General features: G+C 36.8%; 26 protein-coding genes. 5 read left to right on the plus strand and 21 right to left on the minus strand.

Features of this window, described 5'->3' with window-relative positions:
* Positions 1-48 precede the first annotated feature (48 nt).
* Genes ACWNMY_RS02465 through ACWNMY_RS02475 form a run of 3 tightly spaced genes read left to right on the plus strand, consistent with a single transcriptional unit; the run spans position 49 to position 712 of the window.
* Positions 49-249 carry a hypothetical protein gene (locus ACWNMY_RS02465; protein ID WP_449536701.1) on the plus strand — a complete coding sequence of 67 codons (201 nt, stop codon included), beginning with the start codon at positions 49-51 and terminating at the stop codon, positions 247-249.
* A 20-nt stretch (positions 250-269) separates the two neighbouring features.
* Positions 270-521: a sigma-G-dependent sporulation-specific acid-soluble spore protein CsgA gene (locus ACWNMY_RS02470; protein WP_449536702.1), complete on the plus strand. Its 252-nt coding sequence runs from the start codon at positions 270-272 to the stop codon at positions 519-521.
* A 47-nt stretch (positions 522-568) separates the two neighbouring features.
* Positions 569-712 (plus strand): hypothetical protein, encoded by a 144-nt coding sequence (locus ACWNMY_RS02475; protein ID WP_449536703.1) that lies wholly within the window; start codon positions 569-571, stop codon positions 710-712.
* A 47-nt stretch (positions 713-759) separates the two neighbouring features.
* Here the strand turns inward: ACWNMY_RS02475 and ACWNMY_RS02480 are convergent, their stop codons facing one another.
* From ACWNMY_RS02480 to ACWNMY_RS02495, 4 genes are all read right to left on the minus strand, one after another.
* On the minus strand, positions 760-1,167 hold the full coding sequence (locus ACWNMY_RS02480) for a YppG family protein (protein WP_449536704.1): 408 nt from the start codon (positions 1,165-1,167) through the stop codon (positions 760-762).
* A gap of 98 nt (positions 1,168-1,265) precedes the next feature.
* Positions 1,266-1,637 (minus strand): YppE family protein, encoded by a 372-nt coding sequence (locus tag ACWNMY_RS02485; RefSeq protein WP_449536705.1) that lies wholly within the window; start codon positions 1,635-1,637, stop codon positions 1,266-1,268.
* 28 nt (positions 1,638-1,665) lie between these two features.
* Positions 1,666-1,926 carry a hypothetical protein gene (locus ACWNMY_RS02490; protein WP_449536706.1) on the minus strand — a complete coding sequence of 87 codons (261 nt, stop codon included), beginning with the start codon at positions 1,924-1,926 and terminating at the stop codon, positions 1,666-1,668.
* 519 nt (positions 1,927-2,445) lie between these two features.
* Positions 2,446-3,477: a DUF2515 domain-containing protein gene (locus ACWNMY_RS02495; RefSeq protein WP_449536707.1), complete on the minus strand. Its 1,032-nt coding sequence runs from the start codon at positions 3,475-3,477 to the stop codon at positions 2,446-2,448.
* Between the two features lie 191 nt (positions 3,478-3,668).
* On the opposite strand from ACWNMY_RS02495, the gene recU reads away from it, so the two are divergent.
* Both recU and ACWNMY_RS02505 read left to right on the plus strand, forming a co-directional pair.
* A complete protein-coding gene (recU, locus tag ACWNMY_RS02500; RefSeq protein ID WP_449536708.1) occupies positions 3,669-4,268 on the plus strand; it encodes a Holliday junction resolvase RecU in 600 nt (199 codons plus the stop codon).
* Positions 4,269-4,393: 125 nt separating this feature from the next.
* Entirely contained in the window at positions 4,394-6,967 is a 2,574-nt protein-coding gene (locus ACWNMY_RS02505; protein ID WP_449536709.1) for a PBP1A family penicillin-binding protein, read from the plus strand.
* Between the two features lie 27 nt (positions 6,968-6,994).
* Here the strand turns inward: ACWNMY_RS02505 and ACWNMY_RS02510 are convergent, their stop codons facing one another.
* From ACWNMY_RS02510 to ACWNMY_RS02590, 17 genes are all read right to left on the minus strand, one after another.
* Positions 6,995-7,366, minus strand: coding sequence for a YpoC family protein (locus ACWNMY_RS02510; protein ID WP_449536710.1), 372 nt, complete (start codon positions 7,364-7,366; stop codon positions 6,995-6,997).
* Complete coding sequence (nth, locus tag ACWNMY_RS02515; protein WP_449536711.1) at positions 7,359-8,018, minus strand: endonuclease III; 660 nt, start codon at positions 8,016-8,018, stop codon at positions 7,359-7,361. The genes ACWNMY_RS02510 and nth overlap by 8 nt, the downstream gene beginning before the upstream one ends.
* A gap of 24 nt (positions 8,019-8,042) precedes the next feature.
* Entirely contained in the window at positions 8,043-8,753 is a 711-nt protein-coding gene (locus tag ACWNMY_RS02520) for a DnaD domain protein (RefSeq protein ID WP_449536712.1), read from the minus strand.
* A 230-nt stretch (positions 8,754-8,983) separates the two neighbouring features.
* Complete coding sequence (gene asnS, locus ACWNMY_RS02525) at positions 8,984-10,276, minus strand: asparagine--tRNA ligase (RefSeq protein WP_449536713.1); 1,293 nt, start codon at positions 10,274-10,276, stop codon at positions 8,984-8,986.
* Positions 10,277-10,547: 271 nt separating this feature from the next.
* Positions 10,548-11,735: a pyridoxal phosphate-dependent aminotransferase gene (locus ACWNMY_RS02530; RefSeq protein ID WP_449536714.1), complete on the minus strand. Its 1,188-nt coding sequence runs from the start codon at positions 11,733-11,735 to the stop codon at positions 10,548-10,550.
* A gap of 17 nt (positions 11,736-11,752) precedes the next feature.
* Complete coding sequence (locus ACWNMY_RS02535) at positions 11,753-12,226, minus strand: cell wall elongation regulator TseB-like domain-containing protein (protein WP_449536715.1); 474 nt, start codon at positions 12,224-12,226, stop codon at positions 11,753-11,755.
* A 16-nt stretch (positions 12,227-12,242) separates the two neighbouring features.
* Complete coding sequence (locus ACWNMY_RS02540; protein ID WP_449536716.1) at positions 12,243-12,413, minus strand: YpmA family protein; 171 nt, start codon at positions 12,411-12,413, stop codon at positions 12,243-12,245.
* Between the two features lie 367 nt (positions 12,414-12,780).
* Positions 12,781-15,552 (minus strand): ATP-dependent DNA helicase DinG, encoded by a 2,772-nt coding sequence (gene dinG, locus ACWNMY_RS02545; RefSeq protein WP_449536717.1) that lies wholly within the window; start codon positions 15,550-15,552, stop codon positions 12,781-12,783.
* Between the two features lie 185 nt (positions 15,553-15,737).
* Positions 15,738-16,121: an aspartate 1-decarboxylase gene (gene panD / locus ACWNMY_RS02550; RefSeq protein WP_449536718.1), complete on the minus strand. Its 384-nt coding sequence runs from the start codon at positions 16,119-16,121 to the stop codon at positions 15,738-15,740.
* A 29-nt stretch (positions 16,122-16,150) separates the two neighbouring features.
* Entirely contained in the window at positions 16,151-16,996 is an 846-nt protein-coding gene (gene panC / locus ACWNMY_RS02555; protein ID WP_449536719.1) for a pantoate--beta-alanine ligase, read from the minus strand.
* Positions 16,993-17,832, minus strand: coding sequence for a 3-methyl-2-oxobutanoate hydroxymethyltransferase (gene panB / locus ACWNMY_RS02560; RefSeq protein ID WP_449536720.1), 840 nt, complete (start codon positions 17,830-17,832; stop codon positions 16,993-16,995). The genes panC and panB overlap by 4 nt, the downstream gene beginning before the upstream one ends.
* Before the next feature lie 313 nt (positions 17,833-18,145).
* Positions 18,146-19,132 (minus strand): biotin--[acetyl-CoA-carboxylase] ligase, encoded by a 987-nt coding sequence (locus ACWNMY_RS02565; protein ID WP_449536721.1) that lies wholly within the window; start codon positions 19,130-19,132, stop codon positions 18,146-18,148.
* Entirely contained in the window at positions 19,117-20,301 is a 1,185-nt protein-coding gene (locus ACWNMY_RS02570; protein ID WP_449536722.1) for a CCA tRNA nucleotidyltransferase, read from the minus strand. The genes ACWNMY_RS02565 and ACWNMY_RS02570 overlap by 16 nt, the downstream gene beginning before the upstream one ends.
* A 21-nt stretch (positions 20,302-20,322) precedes the next feature.
* Complete coding sequence (bshA, locus tag ACWNMY_RS02575) at positions 20,323-21,453, minus strand: N-acetyl-alpha-D-glucosaminyl L-malate synthase BshA (protein WP_449536723.1); 1,131 nt, start codon at positions 21,451-21,453, stop codon at positions 20,323-20,325.
* 65 nt (positions 21,454-21,518) lie between these two features.
* A complete protein-coding gene (gene mgsA / locus ACWNMY_RS02580; RefSeq protein WP_449536724.1) occupies positions 21,519-21,929 on the minus strand; it encodes a methylglyoxal synthase in 411 nt (136 codons plus the stop codon).
* A 14-nt stretch (positions 21,930-21,943) separates the two neighbouring features.
* The gene (gene dapB / locus ACWNMY_RS02585; RefSeq protein ID WP_449536725.1) at positions 21,944-22,744 is read right to left on the minus strand and encodes a 4-hydroxy-tetrahydrodipicolinate reductase; all 801 of its coding nucleotides are present in this window, start codon (positions 22,742-22,744) and stop codon (positions 21,944-21,946) included.
* Positions 22,745-22,757: 13 nt separating this feature from the next.
* Positions 22,758-23,093 (minus strand): nucleotide pyrophosphohydrolase, encoded by a 336-nt coding sequence (locus ACWNMY_RS02590; protein ID WP_449536726.1) that lies wholly within the window; start codon positions 23,091-23,093, stop codon positions 22,758-22,760.
* Between the last annotated feature and the right edge of the window lie 3 nt (positions 23,094-23,096).

Raw genomic sequence — 23,096 nt, forward strand, 5'->3', positions numbered from 1 at the left:
ACATACTTTTCACCGAACAATAGCAAGATATTGCTAGGAGGTGTAAATATGGTGAGAAAACAACCCGGCAACAAAAAACTACCCGATTTCAAGGAACTGAATGACAGGATAATTGCAGAGGCTAGTGATGAACCAATGTTAGTCATTAAAACGAATCTTGATCCCCAAAATGCAACACAGGAAAATCCGTATTATAAAGAAAAAGGATCAAATCAAGAAGAATTTAACTCATATTTTGAAGAATCTTAAAAATGAAATGGTGATATAGAGTGGATAAAACGCTAGGATATGTGATTGAAGTAATTTCAAATTATGCTGACGAAAAGAAAACGTCCCAGACTATTTTAACTAAAATTGTGAACAATCAGTATGGTACGGAAGAGGCATTTGTAAGGGATCTTACTGAAGAAGAAATTGAATTTTTAAACAATGTTTTACCGGATGAGATAAATTATGCAATGGACAACCGTGACTTTAAACGCGTTCAAGAATTGAATGAAGTGTATGAATTACTATTTTAGCAAGGGAACAAGGCTTCTATTGTTAGTATAGTAGGATGGTGAATTAGATGAGAAATGGTTTTAGTACAAAGCAATATTCTGATACAGATGTAGAAGAAGTCAAGAAATTAAATGCAAACTCTGGATTATCCTATAATGAGGCATTACAGCTATTAGCAAAGCAATACAATGAACAAAAGAAACAAAAGTAAACAAAAAAAGAAAGCTGAAAATTAGCAGCTTTCTTTTTAATTTTCACTTATACTTTAAAGGTCTTTGTTAACCCTTTGACAATTGAATTTACTTGATTAACTGCCCCCACCATCTGACCGGCTGTATCCATTAACTTATTGATATCATACGTTCCCTCTTTCGTTTTAAACTGAGAAAGCAAACCGCTTGCCCCTTTACCTTGTGGTTGCTGATTACCCATACCTGTTGGATATGGATTCGGATAAGGAGCTTGATAAGGCATTTGGTTTGAAAAAGAAGAATAACTACCGTAACTAGAAGGGCTGCCGTGCAAATACGGATGAGGACTTGGATAGTTCCAATATGGTTGATACCCTCCATAATTCACATACTGATAAGTAGGCTGACCTTGGTACGGTGTTGCAAAGCCATTTGGTCTGGTAACATATTTGTTCCTTCTATAATTTGAATACATGGTGGAACAAACCTCCTGTGATATTCTTTTTCCTATAGAATATGTGAAATATGGGTTATTGTTAACAAAAAGAAAAGATACCACTCTTAATAGGGTATCTAAGTCATTTTATTAATTGTTACCTTTTCAAGTATATTATCAAGTACATATTGTATAGATTCATACATGTTTTTGAATCGTTTGACTTTAGTATCCCGGTAAAAACCTTGGATCGAGATAAATTGGATATTTTCATGTGTGGCATCTATTTGATTGGGATGGAGATTTTTTGGATGCTCTTGTTTAATCCAAGAGATGGCTAAATCTCTCCAGCTATCCGCTATTGCCATTGTATCGTCTACAAATGGCTTAACTTCTTTATAGAAATCCGCTTCATATGTTTCATTATCTTTAATTTCCTCTAACCTTACAAGTGATTGATCACAAAGATCTTTTAACAAGTTGGTTTTTGCGAGTAGTTCCGTATACATTCTCTCACCTCAACAATATCATACAGCTTTAGTAGCTTAATGTTAAGTGATAGGAATGGTCCTTTTTAGCTTTTGTACTATTTTCGAAACTTTGTTTGCGATAAAGGCTACGTAAAGACAACACGTCACTTTCTAACCTTTTCATATGCTCAACAAGTTGACTCTCCCCCTCATTTAGATGCTCATTAATCTCCACTTGGACTTGCTTATCAATCTTATTTAGCGTATGAATTAATTGATCAATATCCTCAAGAACTTGTGCTTTTGTTGTGAAACCATCCTTTACCATATTCATCCTCCTCACAGGCTTTTTTAACTAATTCGATGTCAAAATTTTTCCTCCTGCACACTTGACAAAACTAGTTTTCATTCGTCAAAGAAAGTGGATATATCTCAAAGTTTCTACTCTGTTTCGACAACAGTTCCGCATTATTGAGAATGGTAAATCGCAAATATGCTCAAACTACCTGTAGGAGGTGAGGGTTCCATGGCAAAGAAAGATAAAAAGAAAAATAAACAAAGACCTAATGAAGAGACAGCAACAGGTTATGGGGACAAAAAACTAGAAGGACCTAACCGACCAGCAGAATAACATTACATACAAAGGCTGATCATCAGCCTTTGTTTCAGACTGTTGACAAACGCTCGCATACTGCGTTGCTTGCCTCTCTCGTCCGCTCATGAAGGTAACTTCTATTCGCGTCTTCGATCGACTGCGCGCCTTGTCTGACAAGTGTTTTCAAGACAGTCTGGGGAAAGTAATTTATTTTTAGAAGTACTGTGAAAAATCGTGTAGACAAAGGCTTTATCAGCCTTTGTTTTTTAGTATCAATTCCTCTAATAAAATTCCAGCCTGTAGTTGCTTTTGTTTCTTCAGATACCATTCCGTCAGATCAAACTGTTGATCCAGGTTCGCTGGACGAAACCATTTATCCTTCCTCTTCCCCTTATACCAATCCATTGTATGCCCCCTGCTATGCTTAATCACCGGATATGTAGAACGTAGAAAAGGTGTATTACGGAACCTTCGCTCCGACACAAATCGCTCATAATCAAACCTTGAACCCGTATGTTCGTTTTTGTTGGAAAATCTTTGGAATAACTGATAATACTTTTTATGAAATAGAAGTGAAGCCAACCTTTTACCTAATTCAATTCTTTCATCAAGTTTCGTAAATTGATGAACCGAAAACCCATATAGACGACCATCTAGTGTCGGAAAAATTACAGAGCTAAAATGTAGAAAATCTTGTAGGTTATAAAAAAACGTACGAAAGACCTTTTTCTTATAAAAAGGATGTTCTAACACTGGCTTTTGAATGATATTTTGTTCATTAATAATTTGAGACGTGATTAAGCGAATACTATCTCCATTGTGCCAATAATACTCCCATTCTGCTTCTATGAATCGTGATACAGAAAAGAATGGGAGGAGGTGAAATAAGGGTCTACCAAGTTGTTTAGAGTATTCATATAGTAGGATCTGTGGATACGCATCAGAAAAAATAAGCCAGTTCGCACGTTCATATGTGTGGAACAGGACTTTTCTCTCTTTTTTAGTTAGGACCTTTGGAAACCATTCTCCCTCTAGATCTGTCATGTTCCAGCCAGCATTCCGTGAGACCATGCTAGCTAAAAAGGACCATTTTATCTCATTATTACGTTGGTAATAACTTGCATAGCTCTTTGTCCTTGAAATATTATCAATATTTCCTTTAGCTATTTTCGCTTGAATTTCGTTTATCAGGTTCTTTTCATCTATACTTAGTCCTTTTTCCTGCTCTCTTCGCCTGGTTACCATCATCTCAAATTCATCTATTCCAAACTCTTTTTTGTTCATTCAAACACCCCTCATACTGTAGTGTAACCATCCTTTTGTATAGCACGCCCAAAAAGTATATCTTTACTCGAATTGTATGATATAGTGATATATATTCCGTGAAGTCTCTCTATCTTGGTCAAACAATTTGACAAACTATTGTTGAATATTTTTTGATATGATAGATAATAGGTTTTTAGGGGGGAAGAATCATGGAGTTTCGGTATCCAAATGGGAAAGTATATAAGCCCCAACAGGCAAAAAGTAAGCCTCATCTCAAACAAATGATCTATGGTAATCGGGGAATGACTTTAGAAGAAGACCTTAACGAAACGAATCTTTATTATTTAGAGCAGGCAATAGCAGTCATTCATAAAAAACCAACACCTGTACAAATAGTAAATGTTGATTATCCTAAGAGAAGTGCAGCTGTCATTAAGGAAGCCTATTTTAAACAAGCCTCAACCACAGATTATAACGGTGTTTACAAGGGCCGATATATTGATTTTGAAGCAAAGGAAACCAAAAATAAAACATCCTTTCCACTTCAAAACTTTCATCAACATCAAATTAAGCACATGGATGATGTTATTAAACAAGATGGAATTTGTTTTGTCATTCTACGATTTACTACTACGGATGAATTATATTTACTTGAGGCAAAGCATTTATTAACATTTTGGGAGCGTAAAGAAGCAGACGGCAGAAAATCAATTGCAAAACAAGAAATTGAAACATTTGGCCATCAATTAGCAATTGGTTACCATCCGAGGATTGATTATATTAAGGTGGTTAAGGAACTTTACTTTTAACCAATATGTTTTCAAAAATTATCTTACAGGAAAATGCAAAACGTAAAATTTAGCTTGAAATTGAAACCTAGCTGAATCAATTTACGTCATAATGTATGAAAGCATTTGAAAGGCAGGAAACTTGTATGTCTGAAAAATTCCAATCACGTGAAGCACGTCGACATGCGAATCAACAGAATAATAAGAAGAAAAAGGGTAAAAAGCAAAAAAGCTCTATATTTAAACGAATTTTATTAGTAATCCTTGCTCTAGGAATAATCGGTATGATTACAGGAGCTACGACATTTTTTGTCATGGCAAGTGGTGCCCCACCATTGGATGAATCATTACTAAAGGATCCACTATCTTCAAAGGTTTACGATATCAATGGTAATAAGATTTATGAATTCGGGGCAGAAAAAAGGACCTATGTACCACTAAATGAAATACCAGATAACCTTAAAAATGCAGTCTTAGCGGTTGAAGACGCTCGCTTCTATGAACACCATGGATTGGATGTTATCCGACTGGGTGGAGCGGTCTTAGCAAATATCACAGACGGATTTGGTTCTGAAGGTGCTAGTACTATTTCACAACAGGTCATTAAAAACTCTTTCTTTGCTGAAGGAGAGAAAAAACTCACTCGGAAGGCGCAAGAGCTCTGGCTTGCTTTTCAACTAGAACGAAAATACTCAAAAGATGAAATACTTGAGATGTATTTAAACAAGATTTATTACGGTGTCGGAAATACATATGGGGTAGCAAAAGCTGCTGAGTTGTATTTTGGAAAAACTCTTGATCAAATTGAACTACACGAGGCAGCATTTATAGCTGGTAGCGGACAGAATCCTGGTATCTATAATCCATTTGTTCATCCAGAACGGGCGGAAAAACGTCGAAACATCGTGTTAAATCTCATGGTTAGACATGAATTTATCTCGCAAGAAGAAGCAGATGCTGCAAAAGAAGTTCCAATTGAGTCATCTATAGTTGAATCGAAGGAACAATCTCAACCGATTGATTCTTTCTTAGACCAAGTAAAAGTAGAGCTTAAAGAATATGGTGATATTGATGTGTACAACTCTGGTGTAAAAATTTATACTACTTTTGATCCTAATGCACAAGCTCATGTCGACTCATTATTAGCAAACAAAAATGCAGATATCCAGTTCCCTAACGATGAGTTTCAGGCGGGAATCGCAGTTGTGGATACAAAGACTGGTGAAATTCGAGCGCTTGGTGGCGGAAGAAACCAAGCCCAAAATACGCGGGTGAATTTTGCGCTCGACGCGTCAAATCAGCCGGGTTCAACAATTAAACCGATCTTAGATTATGGCCCTGCAATGGAATATTTAAAATGGTCCACCTATCACCAAATAAAGGATGAGCCATATACCTATTCAGATGGCGTTCCAATTAATAACTTTGACCGAAAACATATGGGTCAAATTACAGCTAGAGTAGCTTTAGCCCATTCACGTAACATTCCAGCGCTTAAAGCGTTCCAAGAGGTAGGAGTTACGAAAGCAACTGAATTTGCTGAAGGCCTTGGAATAACATTTAAAGAAAGATTAAATGAAGCTTATTCTATTGGTGGAATCGAGGGAGGTATCTCTCCTCTTGAAATGGCTGGTGCTTATGCAGCATTCGGTAACCAAGGGAACTTTATTAAACCACATGCAGTTAAGAAGATTGTCTTTCCTGATGATAGAGAAGTCGTTCTATCTCCAGAGCCTGAAGAAGCAATGTCTGAGGCAACTGCCTTTATGATTACTGACATGCTGAAATCTGTGATGGATTTTGGTTCAGGACGAAGATATGATGTTTCAGGCTTACAAATTGCGGGTAAAACAGGAACAACAAATTATTCAGAAAAAGATCGCAAAAAGTATAATATACCTCCTGGTGTTCCAGATGTTTGGTTTAGTGGGTATACACCAAGCTATACTGTTGCAATTTGGACTGGATATAAAGATAATAAGACTCCAATTAAGCCAGCAGAACAAACCTTAGCACTAAGCTTGTTTAGAGACATTATAACGAATCTTTCTGAAGGAAAGGAAACGGAAGATTTCCCAATGCCGAAGACTGTTGTCAAAGTTGGGGTTGAAAAAGGGACAGATCCAGCGAAGCTTCCTAGTGAATTTACACCTAAAGAAAATATTGTTTATGAATATTTCCTTAAAGGAACGGAACCAACAGAAGTATCTGATAAATATGATAAGCTAACTACACCTACAGACCTAAATGTCATGTATGACGAAGTGGCAAATCAAATTAATTTATCATGGGCATACGCAGAAGGTGAACTTGAAGGAAAATCCTTTGAAATTGGGGTTTCCATCGATGAAGGACCAGTAAAGGTATTAACGACTACGAAAGAATTAACATATACGGTGCCTGATGTCATACCTGGAGCCATCTACCAATTTACAGTTACTGTTGTCAGTGATAAAGATCCTAAAAAACGAAGCGAGCCTGCCACTAACAAAATTGAAGTGCCAGAGCCAACTGAGGAGGAAATAGAGATTCCACTTCCACCTGGTAATAATAATGGCGGCGGAAATGGGAATGGTAACGGCAACGGAAATGGTGAAGGTAACAATGACGGCAATAACGGTGACGGTGAAGGAAATGGGAATGGAGGAAATCCAGGAGATGGTGACGCTGGAATGCCAAGTTTCCCTCCCCTCCCTCCTGACACCGGCAATGATGAATAAGCAAAAAATAACGCACAATATTGTGCGTTATTTTTTTTGCTTTATTATTTGTTTTTTAGCATTCAGCTTTTCTAGCTCATGAAACAGTTCTGTAAGTTGGATAAAGGAATGGTACTGATGCGGCTTTTTCATAATAAATTCAAGTCGTTCTTTTACATTTATCGGCTTATACTGTAGTGAATCAAGCTCTTTATTCAGCTCTTCTTTGTTCTTGGGATGTTTGTCATTTACTGCGTATAAAAACGAGAGAAATGCAGTTATTGATTCTTCCATGGGTTTACCAACTGAAGCCTTGTCTCTTTTTCGAAAAAGATTTGTAAGAAGTTCCTTTCGAGAGTCCCATGTTTGAATCAACTCGCTTATGGTCGTCTGTTTATTTGAGAAGTCCTTATTATCCAACCTTTTCTTTCCCCTTCATTCTCTTTTTCCCTTCTCTACAAACCTCTAGAAGAGGACATATTTCACATTGAGGATTCTGAGCTTTACAATGATATCTTCCAAAAAAGATCATTCTATGGTGCGTAATAGACCACTCTTCCTCTGGTACCTTTTTCATTAAAGTCTTTTCAACCTCTAAAACTGAATCCTTCCATCTACAGAATCCAAGTCTTTTGCTTACTCTTTCAACATGAGTATCAACGGCAATTGCTGGGATGTCAAATGCAACCGAGACTACAACATTAGCTGTTTTTCGACCTACTCCTGGTAACTTCGTTAGTTCATCACGATCTTGCGGGAGTATGCCACCGTATTCTTCAATTAGCATTTGACATAGTTTACGAATATTCTTGGCTTTATTTCGAAAAAGTCCAATTGATCGTATATCATTTTGCAACTCTTCAAGCGATACCGCCAAATAATCTTCTGGCGTTTTATACTTTTCAAATAGAGATGCCGTTACTTTGTTGACTAATGCATCTGTGCATTGAGCTGATAGTGAAACAGCTATTACCAGTTCAAATGGATTTTTATGATGTAATTCACAATGGGCTTCTGGAAACATTTCACCCATTATGTCTAGACAAAACTGAATTTGTTGTTTATTCAACATTTTTATCACCTAATTTTATACACTTTAATTTTCAAGCCAGTTGTAAAACGGGATGGTTCTTTTATAGTTGTCTTGCTGGTTTTGTTCTGGTTGTTTATTTTTATTCTGATATTGTCGAAATTTTTGTGAATGAGATTGTGCTTGTGCAATCGTTCGGATACCATTCTTTTTCCATTCGAATAGGATACGATCAATATAACGAAAGTTAAGCTTTCCGGACATAACAGCCTCTCTTAAAGCTGCTTTAATGATGGTAGGGTCGTGGTGATCCTGGTCTAACCACATGGCAAGCGATTCGCATTCAAAAGGAGAAAGGGGTCGTCCAAATTCTTGTTCGAAAATACTATACAAATTTGTTTCTACCTGCTTTTCTTTTTCCTTTTCATCATTCATGTCTTGATACAATAGCTGTTGAAGCATTTTTTCCCACAATGGACGTAATGAGTACTTTTCGTAAATTACTCGGTTTTCATCGTCCCCATCATTTATTTCTAAAAATCCACGTTGAATTAACTGACGTAGGATTTCCATGCATCTTGTTTCAGATATAGTCATACGATTTGAGATTTCAATTGGTGTCGGGAAAAAATTTCCGCTATCCATAAACGTTAGAATATGAAATAGCACCATCATTTCCTCTTCTTTTAATTGTAGATGTCGATACGAGGACATTAACATTTTGGGAATTGAAATACTACCCTGCTCAAATAAATCAATTAAGTTATCCATTTTCATGTATAAACACCTCTTCATACCTAGTATAACATGAGATTGAGAGTGTGAAGAAGAAAGAAATATTTGGTTAGGCTTGTACGTTAATTATCACCAAAACGCAGCCTTCCCCTATGCTTTCTTAGCCTTGCTCTTCTAATTTTACTTTCCGTATCAGAGTCTCATGCTTTATGTTAAAACTAAAAACAAAAATAAAATGAACCTCCCTTTTAGGAAGGTCCATTTACATTTTATTAAGGATATAAGCGATTTAAGAGACGTGGGAATGGAATTGATTCACGAACATGTTCTACTCCACTGATCCACGCAACCGTTCTTTCTAGGCCTAACCCAAAACCTGAATGTGGGACAGATCCATATTTTCTTAATTCTAGATACCACTTATACGCATCACCAGTTAAATTATGTGCTTCTAGTTGTTTCTCCATTAATTCATAATCATGAATTCTTTCGGATCCACCGATGATTTCACCATAACCTTCTGGAGCAATTAAATCCGCACATAATACGACATCGTCACGGTCTGGTGCAGGCTGCATATAAAACGGTTTAATATCTTTAGGGTATTGTGTAATAAATACAGGCTTGTCATAACTTTCTGCAATAGCAGTTTCATGTGGGGCACCAAAATCATCACCCCACTGAATATCTGTAAAGCCCTTTTCGTGCAGGAATTTGATTGCATCGTCATATGAAATACGTGGGAAAGGAGCCTTCACGTTTTCTAATTTGGATGTATCGCGACCTAAGGTTTTTAATTCTAGTTGACAATTTGTTAATACTGATTGGACAATATATGAAACATATTCTTCTTGTACCTTTAAACTATCCTCATGCTCATAGAAAGCCATTTCAGGCTCAATCATCCAAAATTCAATTAAATGACGTCTTGTTTTGGATTTTTCCGCACGGAAAGTAGGTCCAAAAGAGAATACTTTCCCTAAGGCCATCGCCGCAGCTTCCATATATAACTGCCCACTTTGAGATAAATACGCATCTTCATCAAAGTATTTTGTAGCGAATAGCTCAGTTGTACCTTCAGGAGCACTTCCTGTTAAAATTGGTGGATCTACTTTTACAAATCCATTATTATTGAAAAACTCGTATGTTGAACGAATGATTTCATTACGTACTTTCATTACTGCGTGCTGTCTCTTCGAACGTAGCCATAAATGGCGATTGTCCATTAGGAACTCAGTTCCATGCTCTTTTGGTGTGATTGGATAATCAATAGATTCATGAATAATATCTATATTAGTTACTGTTAGTTCATAACCAAACGGTGATCTTTCATCTTCCCTTACAATTCCAGTCACATAAAGAGATGTTTCTTGTGTAATTGATTTCGCTTTTTGAAAAACAGCTTCATCAACTTCTGCTTTAACAACGACACCTTGGATAAAGCCTGTCCCATCTCGAAGCTGTAAGAATGCAATCTTTCCACTTGAACGCTTGTTTGCTAACCAAGCTCCAATTTTTACTTCTTCACCAACATATTTATGAACCTCTGCTATTGTTGTTTTCAATACTTTCCCTCCAAAACCCTAAAACCTTATGTAATAAATACGCTTTGGCGAAATACGCCAGATTATCTTTTACCCACACGTAATGGGTTCTTCAAACAATGCCATAGGTTATGGCGTCATCTTACGTCAATAAATGCTATAAATAACGAAGCATCTGCCTTTTTATTATACATTTCTTGCTATAGTGAAGCAAGAAAATGGCGAAAACCGTAACATTTTGCATGAACATTCATAAAAAAGATGCCTAGTACCACTAGACACCTTATCTTAATTATTTCGACATTTTTTCTTCAACGAATTTGTGGATACGTTGAATTGCTTGCTCTAATTGATCTAGAGATGTCGCATAAGATAAACGAATATTTTCAGGTGCACCGAAGCCTGAACCAGGTACTACAGCTACTAGTGCTTCTTCTAGCAAAGCTTTTGCAAAATCATCAACATTGGTATACCCAGTAAGTTCAGCAGCTTTTTTTGCATTTGGGAATAAATAAAATGCACCCTGTGGCTTAATACAAGTGATTCCCGGGATTTTTGTTAGTTTTTCATAAATCACATCCAAACGCTTTTCAAACGCTTGTCTCATTGTCTCAACTGGCTCTTGAGTGCCCTCATAAGCAGCAATAGAAGCATATTGAGCAATCGACGTTGGGTTCGAAATACTATGGCTTGAAAGGTCAGTCATACTTTTAATAATTTCTTTTGGACCAGCCGCATAACCAATTCTCCAGCCAGTCATTGAATGAGATTTAGATAATCCATTAATGATAATTGTTTTTGCTTTTACATTATCATTAACTTGTGCGATAGAAAAATGCTCTGCTCCGAAGTAGACTAATTTTTCATAGATCTCATCTGAAATTACCCAAATATTATGAGTAACGCATAGTTCTCCAATTGCTTCCAACTCTTCCTTTGAATAAAGCATTCCAGTTGGGTTACTTGGTGAATTTAATACTAATGCTACGGTCTTGTCCGTAATTGAATGTTCAAGTTGCTCTACTGTTACCTTAAAATTGTTTTCTTCCTTTCCTTCAACATACACTGGCACACCTTCAGCAAGCTTTACCTGCTCTGGATAGCTAACCCAATATGGGATTGGAATAATAACTTCGTCCCCTTTATTTAAAAGAACTTGGAATAGAGCATATAATACAAATTTAGCACCAGTCCCAACAACCACCTCATTTGGTTGGTATTCAAGTTGTTGATCCTGTAATAGCTTGTTACAAATAGCTTGTTTAAGTGCCGGCAATCCAGCAGAAGGTGTATATTTTGTATGACCTTCCTTCATTGCCTTTACTGCAGCTTCTATAATATGATCAGGTGTATTAAAATCTGGTTCACCGGCACCAAGACCAATGACATCATGACCTTGGGCTTTTAGTTCCTTGGCCTTTGCAGTAATTGCAAGTGTTGACGATGGAGTTAGAGCAGCTACCCTATTTGCTAATTTCATGATTTTCCCCCCGTATGTTAAGGTTTGATTGAATTACGATATTTTCCTGTTTCAAAGTACAATTTGTGGTAGGTCAATCGATCATCACTACCAATATAAATAATCTCCCAAATAGGGATATTATCTTCGATTCCTAGTTTTATGGAACGTATTTCTTTTGGGCTACGTTCTTCTTTTACTATTGACAATGCTTCTTTTTCCGTGATCCCATCACTTTCAAAACGGGTGATAATCTCTCCCTTATCGTCAGGAATCCATGCGATCATCTTTTTATCTTTATCTGTTTTCCCAATAACCACTTGATACGTATTTGTTCCAAAATATGTATAGCTTTCATCAATTGTTTTTATTGCTGTTTCTTCAAGCGCAGTTTCATTTCCTTTTTCCTCAGCCTTTTGAAGTGGCTCTAACGCTGCTTGATAAATGTTGTTTCCTATCCAAATCACACAAACAAGCACAATAATAAATATTCCAATAATCCATTTTTTCATTTACACATCAACTACTTTACGTACGATATATAGTAAAAACTGCTTTTTCTTGGTCTTCTCGATCAAGAGCAAGGCCAAACATCAAATTTTCATGTTTTAATGTTCGATTACATATATCAACAATTTTATATAAATCAGGAGTATTTTTTATTTTCACTGTCGATAGAACCTCTATCTTACTTTCCAAGCAAAAGCTCTCCCTTCATTCATCACAAATTTTACTACTCATACGTTACAATGTCTACGGTAACAATAGTAGTACTACAACACTACAGTGAGTGTTCAAAAACACACCAATTTTTTTGAACATCCTTTTAAGTTGAAGTTGTCTTACATCATTATAACAGGTACAAGACCATTCACAATATATTTTAATCAAAAATTAACTCCTAATCCCACACCATTAACCTGTCCTTTGAGGCAGGTCTTTTTTTATTTGTTACTATTAATGCTAAGACATAAGGGACAGTTATTTAGTCCAACTATAATTATGTTGTAACGAACTATAGGAAAAAATAATTCAAACTAACTAACTGCCCTAACAATATAAAACTCTATATCCATTCGTCCATTAGCTCTAATAAGTGATCAAGTGGTTTATGATAAAATTTCATCTTTGGGATAGATGAAAGGAACTTCTTTCCATATCGTGCTGATACAATACGACGATCTAAGATAAAGACAATTCCCTTATCTTCGTCTGAACGGATTAGTCTCCCTATTCCCTGTTTAAAACGAATTATCGCTTCTGGTAGTGAAAGTTCGCGAAAGGAGTCTCCTCCACCCTCTTCAATTTGACGTGCTCGAACAGCGAAGATAGGATCATTGGGAGGTGCAAATGGCAGCCTAACAATAACTAGGGCTGTTAAATCCTCACCGGGAATATCAACACCTTCCCAAAAACTACTTGTTCCAAGCAAAATTGACTTTTCAAACGCACGAAAATTCTTAGTTAATTTTGCCCTACTCCCTCCACTGATACTCTGTGCAATTAATACAAACTGCTCGAGTAAAGGCATTTCCTTCAATCTCAAGTAGGTTTGCTGCAGCATGTCATATGAGGTAAAGAGTACAAGCATCCTACCATTTGTTTTGTTGGCAATTTCAGAAATTTGGGTAGCAATTGAATGTACATATTCCTCTTGCGAAACAGAATGAATAAGTGGTACATCAGTAGGCACCATAATTGCCGACTGTCGCTCATAATCAAATGGAGATGGAACTGATAGAGTGACTGGCTGAAAATCATGTAACCCGATTTTATCCATAATAAAAGAAAAAGATTCATCAACAGTTAATGTTGCAGATGTCATGATAATTGATTTTTTATTGGCAAAAAAGTGATCTGCTAAGTAATCCGAGATATCTGTAGGCTCTGCATATAGCATTGCTGAATTTACAGGTCCTTTTGGGTCAATCTCAACCCAAGTAATTTGTTCATTTTGCTTACCCTTAAGAAAGAACCTTTCAAGATTTGTACATTTTTCTAGTAATAAATCAACATTCATTAAATAATCGTTGAATATTCCAAGTTGCATTGGTGTAACCATCGATTTATTTTGGATGATGGATTCTTTGTGGCTTTGAATTGTGTTTTCAATGCCTTTTCTTGAGATACTTAGCCTGGTGAGTTGTTCATATACTTCTCGCCAATGCTCTCCAGTTTCTATGGAAGAATCAAATATATAATGAATTCGATTCATTGGGTTATCTTTAGTCTGCTTCAATAAAACATGGCTCCGAATCATTCTAAATACTTCATTTATTGACGCCTTCATATCTTTTAACAGTTGATTCACTTGGAGATATGAATTCCGGTCATATCCTATTCGTTCCATAACTCTACATGATTTTGAGAGCAAATCTTCTGTTTCAAGTAACCCTATTCTTGTAAAGATAGAGTGAAATGATAAATAGTGAAGGTTTATTCCTACCTGTCTTTTCGCTTGACCCTCAAAATGATGTGCTTCATCAATAATTAGGTAATCGTAGGTAGGAAGGATTTCGTACTTATTCGCAATATCCTGTAATAATAAAGCATGATTCGTTATTAACAAATCAGCTTTTTCCGCTGCTTTCCTGGCCCTTCGGTAAAAGCACCTTGATTCCCAAATTGAATCTTCATATCCTGGATTACCATAACTGCTCTTTACCCGTTCCCATAGTATCTTCCCGCCAGATGGTAGGTTCATTTCATCAATATCACCTGTTTTGGTCTCAGTTAACCATACTAAGATTTGCGCTTTTGTTAAGACTTCATCATAATTTTCCGTATCTTCGTAGAGAATCTGCTCAAATTTTCTGAGTGAGAGATAATTCCCTCGTCCCTTTAAGAGTGCAACTTGAAATTGAAATGGAATGATTTCCTTTAACTTCGCAATATCTCGATCAATCAACTGCTGTTGAAGTTGTAGAGTATTTGTACTAATCACGCACCTACCCTTTGTTTTAGCGATAAAAATGCTTGGAAGTAAATATGCGATTGTTTTACCAATCCCTGTACCAGCCTCGATAAGTGCATGTTGATTCGTTTCTAATGCATGTAAAATGCTCTGAACCATTTCCACTTGCCCGTTACGAAACGGAAAATTATTTAGTATAGTTTTAAATGCATCATCTGTGTATGTCTCATCTGAATGTTTATTCGGATATTTTAATCTCTTTCTAAGTGCAAGACCACGATAAATATCATATTTCGTGTCTTTCTTCGTTATATTTGTTTTGTGTTCAATGATTTCACTCAATATTTCAGTAATGTCACTTTTAAAATATTTTGACAGAGAATAAAGCTTTTTAATGGTAACCAGAGGCAGACTCTCAATTTTATGTAATATTTTCAAAAGGATCTCTGCTGTCACCTCAGCATCACTGTCCGCTTGATGTGGATTTTCATGAGTTAACGAAAGAGATTCTGCAAGTTGTCCAAGCTTATAGCTGTCTGCTAGCGGAAGCATTACTCTTGATAATTCAACAGTATCAATTGTTAGGCAGTGAAAATTGTGAAATCCACTTTGTGCAAGTTCCTCCTGTAAAAAGGAGTAATCAAATGGAACATTGTGTGCAACAAAATATGAATCCTTACACATTGAAATAATTTCAGGTGCAACAATTGAAAAGTCAGGCGCGTTTGCAACAACCTCGTTTGAAATCCCTGTTAATTGTTCAATAAATACAGGGATATTTTGCTTGGGATTTACAAATGTAGCAAACCGTTCAATTATTTCACCATTTTCAATCACCACTGCAGCAAATTGTATGATTCGATCACCCTTTTTTGGAGAATTACCTGTTGTTTCTAGATCAACGACAACAAAGCGTTTATTCATAAGATGCCACCTCCTAACACAAATACCCCCAATTTGGGGGCATTCGTTCATTCGCTCTTAGGAGTGAATAGACTTCTCTCCTAAACGCATACTAGCATAAGAATTTTGCTATTAAGCAATCATCGCAAAAAAGCTTGTTTTTCCAGCGTATGACTTACTTACCCGGTACAATCACCGTACGTTCACTACAATACAGTTGCAGCTGGTTCTTGATATAGCAATTCCTTAATTTGATTGTTATCATTCATGATCGCTACCTTCGGTGTATGAATTGAAAGTTTCTCCTCAGGTACAATTGCGTATGAAATGACAATAATTATATCATCTTTCTGTACAAGACGAGCAGCGGCACCGTTAAGACAAAAAACACCACTACCTCGCTCACCCGGGATGATATATGTTTCCAGTCGAGCCCCATTGTTATTATTCACTATTTGAACTTTTTCATTAGCGACCATTCCCACTGCATCAAGAATATCTTCATCTATGGTTATGCTACCTACATAATTTAGGTTAGCCTCTGTAACACGTGCTCTATGGATTTTTGCGTTCATCATTGTACGAAACATGATGGTCCCCCTCAAATCTAAAAGATTTTCTATATCTCAAAAGTAATATTATCAATTAGCCTCGTTTTTGTAAATCTCACTGCAAGAGCAATAATAATAGTGCCAGTCAGTTGAGTGAGTTCTTTTAGTTCTGGATAGCTATAAATTTCAACATAATCAATGACACCCGCCGTGTGTTCCGAAATGTGACTTTTTATTAATTCCTCAATTGCCTTTGGATTTCGCTCCCCATTGTCAATTTTACTTTTTGCCATCTGAAGACTCTCAAATAATCTCGGTGCTTCCGCACGCTCTTGAGCGGTTAGGTTTACATTCCGTGAGCTTTTGGCAAGACCGTCTTCTTCTCGAACAATTTCAACGGGTACAAGTTCAATCGGAAAATTAAAGTCGGTTAGTAATCCGTCAACTACCGCTACTTGTTGTGCATCCTTCAACCCAAAGTAAGCACGGTCTGGTTTTACAATATTGAATAGTTTAACCAAAACGGTTGCAACACCATCAAAATGCCCATTTCGTTGTCTGCCACATAACACATCTACTCTGGAGTGGACCTTAGCAGTAAGGGACATTTCATTTGGATACATTTCTTCCGTACTTGGGTGAAAAAGAACGTCTACTCCATTTTTTTCTGCTAGGCCTTGATCTCTTTCAAAATCACGTGGATATGCATCAAAATCCTCATTTGGACCAAATTGGAGTGGATTAACAAATATACTTACAGCAAGCATATCATTTTCTTTTCGAGCCTTGTTCATTAATGTTAAATGTCCTTCGTGAAGGTACCCCATTGTTGGTACGAACCCTATTGATTTTCCATTTTGCTTTGTAGTCTTTATATATTGCTGCATCTCATTTATCGAAGTTATGACCTTCATTTCCCTTTTCCCCCATAAAGACCTGTAAGCTCTTCCTCTTTCATCGTATACATATGTTTTTCCTCAGGGAATGTATGTCCTCTTACCTCAGCAACATAGGTTTTTAATCCATTAATAATTGGTTCATTCACAGATGCATATTGTTTAACAAACTTAGCAACACGATCTACACCGTATGAAATTAAGTCATGATAGACAAGCACTTGACCATCCGTCTTATTACCCGCCCCTATTCCAATTGTTGGTATAGAGATGCTATTTGTGATTTCTTCTCCTAATTGCTTTGGAACACATTCCAATACTAGTGCAATCGCACCAGCTTGTTCAACCTTCTTCGCGTCTTCGATAAGCTGCCTTGCACTTTCAGCATCTTTACCTTGCACTCTATAACCACCTAAAACACCAACAGCCTGAGGAGTTAGACCTAAATGAGCTACGACAGGAACTCCTGCATCCGTTAAGGATGAAATAGTATAGATAACGTCTTTTGCTCCCTCTACCTTTACAGCGTGCGCTCCTGATTCTTGAATAATTCTTGCGGCATTTTTTAATGCTTCGGAGCGAGAAACATGATAGGACATAAATGGCATATCCGTTACGATAAATGTATCCTTTGCACCACGCTTTACGGCTTTCGTGTGATGAATCATATCATCAACGGTTACTGGAATTGTTGTGTCATAACCTAATACAACCATACCTAATGAATCCCCAACAAGGATCATATCGACCCCGGCCTCTTCGGCATGCTTTGCTGATGGATAATCATAAGCTGTGACCATTACAATTGGTTCTTTCTGTTGTTTCATTTTCATAAACTGAGTTTTCTGTTTCATCACGATTCCTCCTTTGGCTTTAGAAAGCACATTTACTTTCTGTAAAGTAGCCTTGCTCAGGTGAGACCTGAGTTTCCTTAAAAGAGGAGATGAAAGACCGTGTTATTATGAAGTAAAAAATCCTTCTTTCAAAGAGAAAGAAGGATTAAACATGATATGTTCGGTTAATTTCATCCCTCTGTCCCAGTCCAATGGATCAAGGCAGAATACAATATAATGTTTCGTTGCATAATTTTGTTCCTTGGTGTAGTTCCATTACGGATACCACCCACTAAATTGAATTATACAAAAAATTCTTGCACAATTCTATACTTTATTTTTGAGGAAGCTCAATATCAGCTGAATATATATGATGAACAACCCCAGAAGCATCCTCTATCAGCAGAACACCTTCATCATTTATTCCAAGGGCTTTTCCTTCAATTGACCCTGATAAGGTTCTAGCTACAATATTCTTCCCTATACTTGTCGCATAGCTTTCCCATAAAAGCTTAACTACCTTAAAACCATGTTGTAAATATTCATTATATAGTTTTTCAATCTTTAATAGTATCGTTTGAATTAACTTTGCACGATCAATATTTTCTCCCTTTTCAATGGAAAGCGAGCTTGCAATGTGGTGTAGGCTTTCAGGGAAATGGTTAATGTCCTGATTTACATTGATGCCAATTCCAATGATAACAGAGTTAATTCGGTCGGTTTCAGCTTGGAGCTCTGTTAATATGCCAACAAGCTTTTTTTGATTCAACAAAATGTCATTGGGCCATTTAATATCTGGTTCTAACCCAGTCACCTCTTGAATTGCTTGGACTACACCTACTGCAGCTAAAAGTGTTAGCTGTGGTGCCTTGGAAGGTGGGATTTGTGGTCTTAGGATCATACTCATCCAGATTCCTGTATGCTTTGGTGAATACCAAGCTCTATCCAATCTACCGCGACCAGTTGTCTGTTCTTCTGCAACAACAATTGTACCTTCAATAGCTCCTTCGTAAGCTAAACGGTGTGCAATTTGCTGTGTGGATGTGACTGATTCCTCGAAGTGTATATTTCTTCCCAGAACCTCCGTTTTAAGACCTAACTGAATTTCATTATTAGTAATTTTATCTGGCTTTGTTAAAATCCTATATCCAAGCTTTCTAACAGCTTCGAGCTCATAGCCTTCACTTCGCAAATCTTCAATATGCTTCCAAACAGCCGTACGAGAGCATCCAAGTTGATCACTTAATTTCTGACCGGAAATAAAGTCTCCATTTGCATTAGAGAAAACTTCTAATAATTTATTTCTTATTTCTGATTGCAAGATAGAAGCCACTCCTTAATTTTTTGCTTATCATTTTCAATTTTATTTTCTAGCACTCCATTTTCTACTTTCTCATAAAGTTCGGCAACCCATTTTCCTGGACTTTGCTTGTACCAATTTAAAAAGTCTTCTCCCGAAATAGCTAGTTCAGAACGATTATGAATCGGCAATTCACTGTATTTCTCATAAAGTGACACTTCTTGTTTAACTCCTATTACATGAAGAATTCTCTCAACTTGTTGGATACAGGTAGCTCCAGCGTCATATAACAGGCGTGTACTCCAACCTATCTTCTGAATACTATTCATACAATCTACGTTTTTTATCACTTGATCAATTTGTTTTGTAGGTAACTTCCATAGCCGCAAAAATTTCTTAGTGTCATCTAGTTGTAGTACATAACAAACAAGAGTCCAATATTCAGCTCTCTCTTGAAGTAGATTCCATTGGTATAGTGAAAAACGTTGTAAGCTATGTTCTTTATTTAGTAAACCTGGTATGTATTGATATAGTTTTGTATCTACTAAAATTGGAAAAGCAGATTGGCAACTTGGCCCTTTTAGTAATTTTTCAAATTCTATGGTTATCCGTTCAACCGATATTCGTTGTAATAATGGAGCGTTTTTTTTAATGGCCCGCTTTGTGTCATCACATAGCATAAAGGATAATTGACTTACAAAACGAACAGCTCTCATCATCCGTAGTGCGTCTTCTCGAAAACGTTCGCAAGGATTACCAACCGTTTGAATTCTTTTCTCTTGAATAGCTACTCTTCCATTAAAAGGGTCCAAAATCTCACCATCAACCGTCATCGCAATCGCGTTCATTGTGAAATCTCTTCTCTTCAAATCCTCGTGTAGGGATGTTACAAACTCTACATGGGAAGGTCTTCGAAAATCCTCATAACCCTCTTCCGTTCGAAAAGTTGTCACTTCGTACTGCTCACCTTCATGTAACACAATTATCGTTCCATGTTCAGCACCCACGTCAATGGTTTTTGGAAACAACTTCTTAATTTGCTCTGGACGAGCTGATGTTGCAATGTCAATATCACCAATTGGCCGTTGTAATAGAAGATCGCGTACTGAGCCTCCAACAAAATAAGCCTCAAACCCATTGTTATGTAATGTTTTTAGAACTTTATTTGCCTTTACAAATGGTTCATCCATCCTAGAGAGCCCCTATCCACTTTATTTAGAAATAATAGAATAATATATATCCTCGTATTCATTTACAATCTTTTCGGAGTTAAATTTACCCTGAACGGTGAGTAATGCCTGTTTTGCCATTTCGCTATGTAAAACTGGATTAGATAACAAATCTATTGCCTTACTTGCTATGGTTTGAACATCCCCAAGTTCACAAATATAGCCATTCATTCCATCGTTTATTACCTCTGGAATACCACCTACATTTGTACCTATCGTTGGCACCCCACAAGCCATTGCTTCTATTAGTACTAGACCGAAACTCTCCTTTTCTGATAACAAGAGTTTCAGATCACTAATCGAAAATAATTCTGCCACATTTTCCTGTTTCCCTAATAGTAGCACCTTGTCTGTAAGTCCTAATTCATTGATCATATTACAAACTGTAGTAAGTTCAGGTCCATCGCCAACCAAAATAAGCTTTGACTTAATTTTTTCTTGAATCAGATGAAAAGCCATAATTACATCTTCGACACGCTTAACCTTTCTGAAGTTAGAAACATGAATCATTACTTTTTCATCATCAGCAATACCGTACTGCTTTCGTAAACTATCTGCTTCATGCTTGTAATAAATTTTTTCGTCGACAAAATTATAAACAGTCTTAATATCCTTTTTCGGCTCAATTAATTGATAGGTTTGGTTTACGAGTGACTGTGATACGGCTGTAACAGCATCAGATTGTTCGATACCAAACCGTATAAGGTCTGTTAACGAAGGATCATAGCCTAGAACTGTAATATCAGTACCATGTAGGGTTGTCACGACCTTTACATTTCCACCTACCATTTGCTTAGCTAAATACGCACATGCTGCATGTGGAATTGCGTAATGTACATGAAGCAAATCTAGCTTTTCCCTTTTTGTAACCTCTGCCATTTTACTAGCTAACGCTAAGTCGTATGGAGGATATTTAAAGACAGAATATTGGTTTACCTCAACTTCGTGGAAATAAATATTTGAATAGATTTTATTAAGACGAAACGGAAGACTTGAAGATATAAAATGTATCTCATGTCCTTTTTCTGCAAGTAGCTTCCCTAATTCTGTTGCTACAATTCCTGAGCCTCCAACGGAAGGATAGCAGGTAATTCCTATTTTTAGTTTCTTCATTCCAATCTCCCACTTCATGTCTGATACAATTTGAATTTATCTACTCTTTAAAACTGGTTTCCGGTTCATCCTTCTTGTCTATCACGGATAATTTCACGCCATGAAATAAAACCTTGTTCAAGCCCATGAATAAGAACTTCGGCAGTCCCCATATTTGTTGCTAATGGCACGGCATACACATCACAAAGTCGAATCAGTGCGGTAACATCTGGTTCATGCGGCTGAGCTGTTAATGGATCTCTAAAGAAAATAACCATATCCATCTTATTCTGGGCAATCATTGCCCCAATCTCCTGGTCACCGCCTAGTGGACCTGATTGAAACCGGTGAATTTGCAGACCGGTTGCTTCTGAAATACGTGAACCAGTTGTACCAGTGGCATATAATTCATGTTGTTCTAAAATTGATTGGTAAGCTGTTGAGAATTGTACAAGATCGTTTTTCTTTTTATCGTGAGCAATTAAGGCTATTTTCATATCTACTTATCCCCTTATTCGATAATATTTTCTAATCCATATACTAGTACGTCTAATTTCATCACTGTTTCTACGGATAATTTAACTCCTGACATAAAAGAAGCTCTGTTAAATGAATCATGACGTATTGTGAGCATTTGACCGTTTCCACCGAACATTACTTCTTGATGCGCTACCAATCCTGGCAAACGTACACTATGTATCCGGATTCCATCATATTCTGCACCACGAGCACCTGGTAGCGTTTCTTTTTCGTCAGGGTGTCCCTGCTTTTTTGGTACTCTTACAGTCGATATCAACTCAGCTGTTTTTGCAGCAGTTCCAGATGGTGCATCAAGTTTTTGATCATGGTGCAACTCTGTTATTTCAACATCTTGAAAATACTTTGCAGCCATTTGTGAGAATTTCATCATTAATACAGCACCTACTGCAAAATTAGGTGCAATGATTGTTCCTACTTGACGCTCTTCTGCCATAGTGGATAATCTATCTAATTCTTCTTTTGTAAAACCGGTCGTTCCGACAACTGGTCGAACACCATGTTGTATGGCAACCTCAGTATGATATTTCCCGATTTCAGGTGTTGTTAAATCAATGAGAACATCCGGATTTGTTTGTTGAAAGCATTCGGTAATGTCATTAAAAACTGGTACTTCTACGTTAGAGAAGCCTTCTACATCACTTAGGAGCTTACCGTTATGTAATCGATCAATAACACCGACAAGTGTAAAATGATTTGTTTCTTGAACGAGAGCAACCGCCTCTTTCCCCATTCTTCCTCTTGGGCCAGCAATTACAATTTTAATTGTTTCCATTTTAATTTCTCCCTTATTCTTTACTGTCAATTCGAGTCCATCTGTCTTTATCTCGTGTATTAAATTTATTCATTACTGTATTATGAGCATCTTCCAAGTCAATGTTCAAGGAATTAGCTAAGCAAATAAGAACAAATAGCAGATCTCCACTTTCTTCTGCAATACTTTTTTCTGTTTCAGATTTCTTTTTAGGCTTTTCTCCATAGTGGTGATTTACTTCTCTAGCTAACTCTCCTAATTCCTCTGACAATCTTGCGATCATTGCTAACGGACTAAAGTAACCTTCTTTAAATTGACCTATGTATGCGTCCACTTCTTGCTGTAATTGTTTCATTGTCTTGTCTGCCATCTC

The sequence above is a fragment of the Ferdinandcohnia sp. Marseille-Q9671 genome (assembly GCF_976954385.1).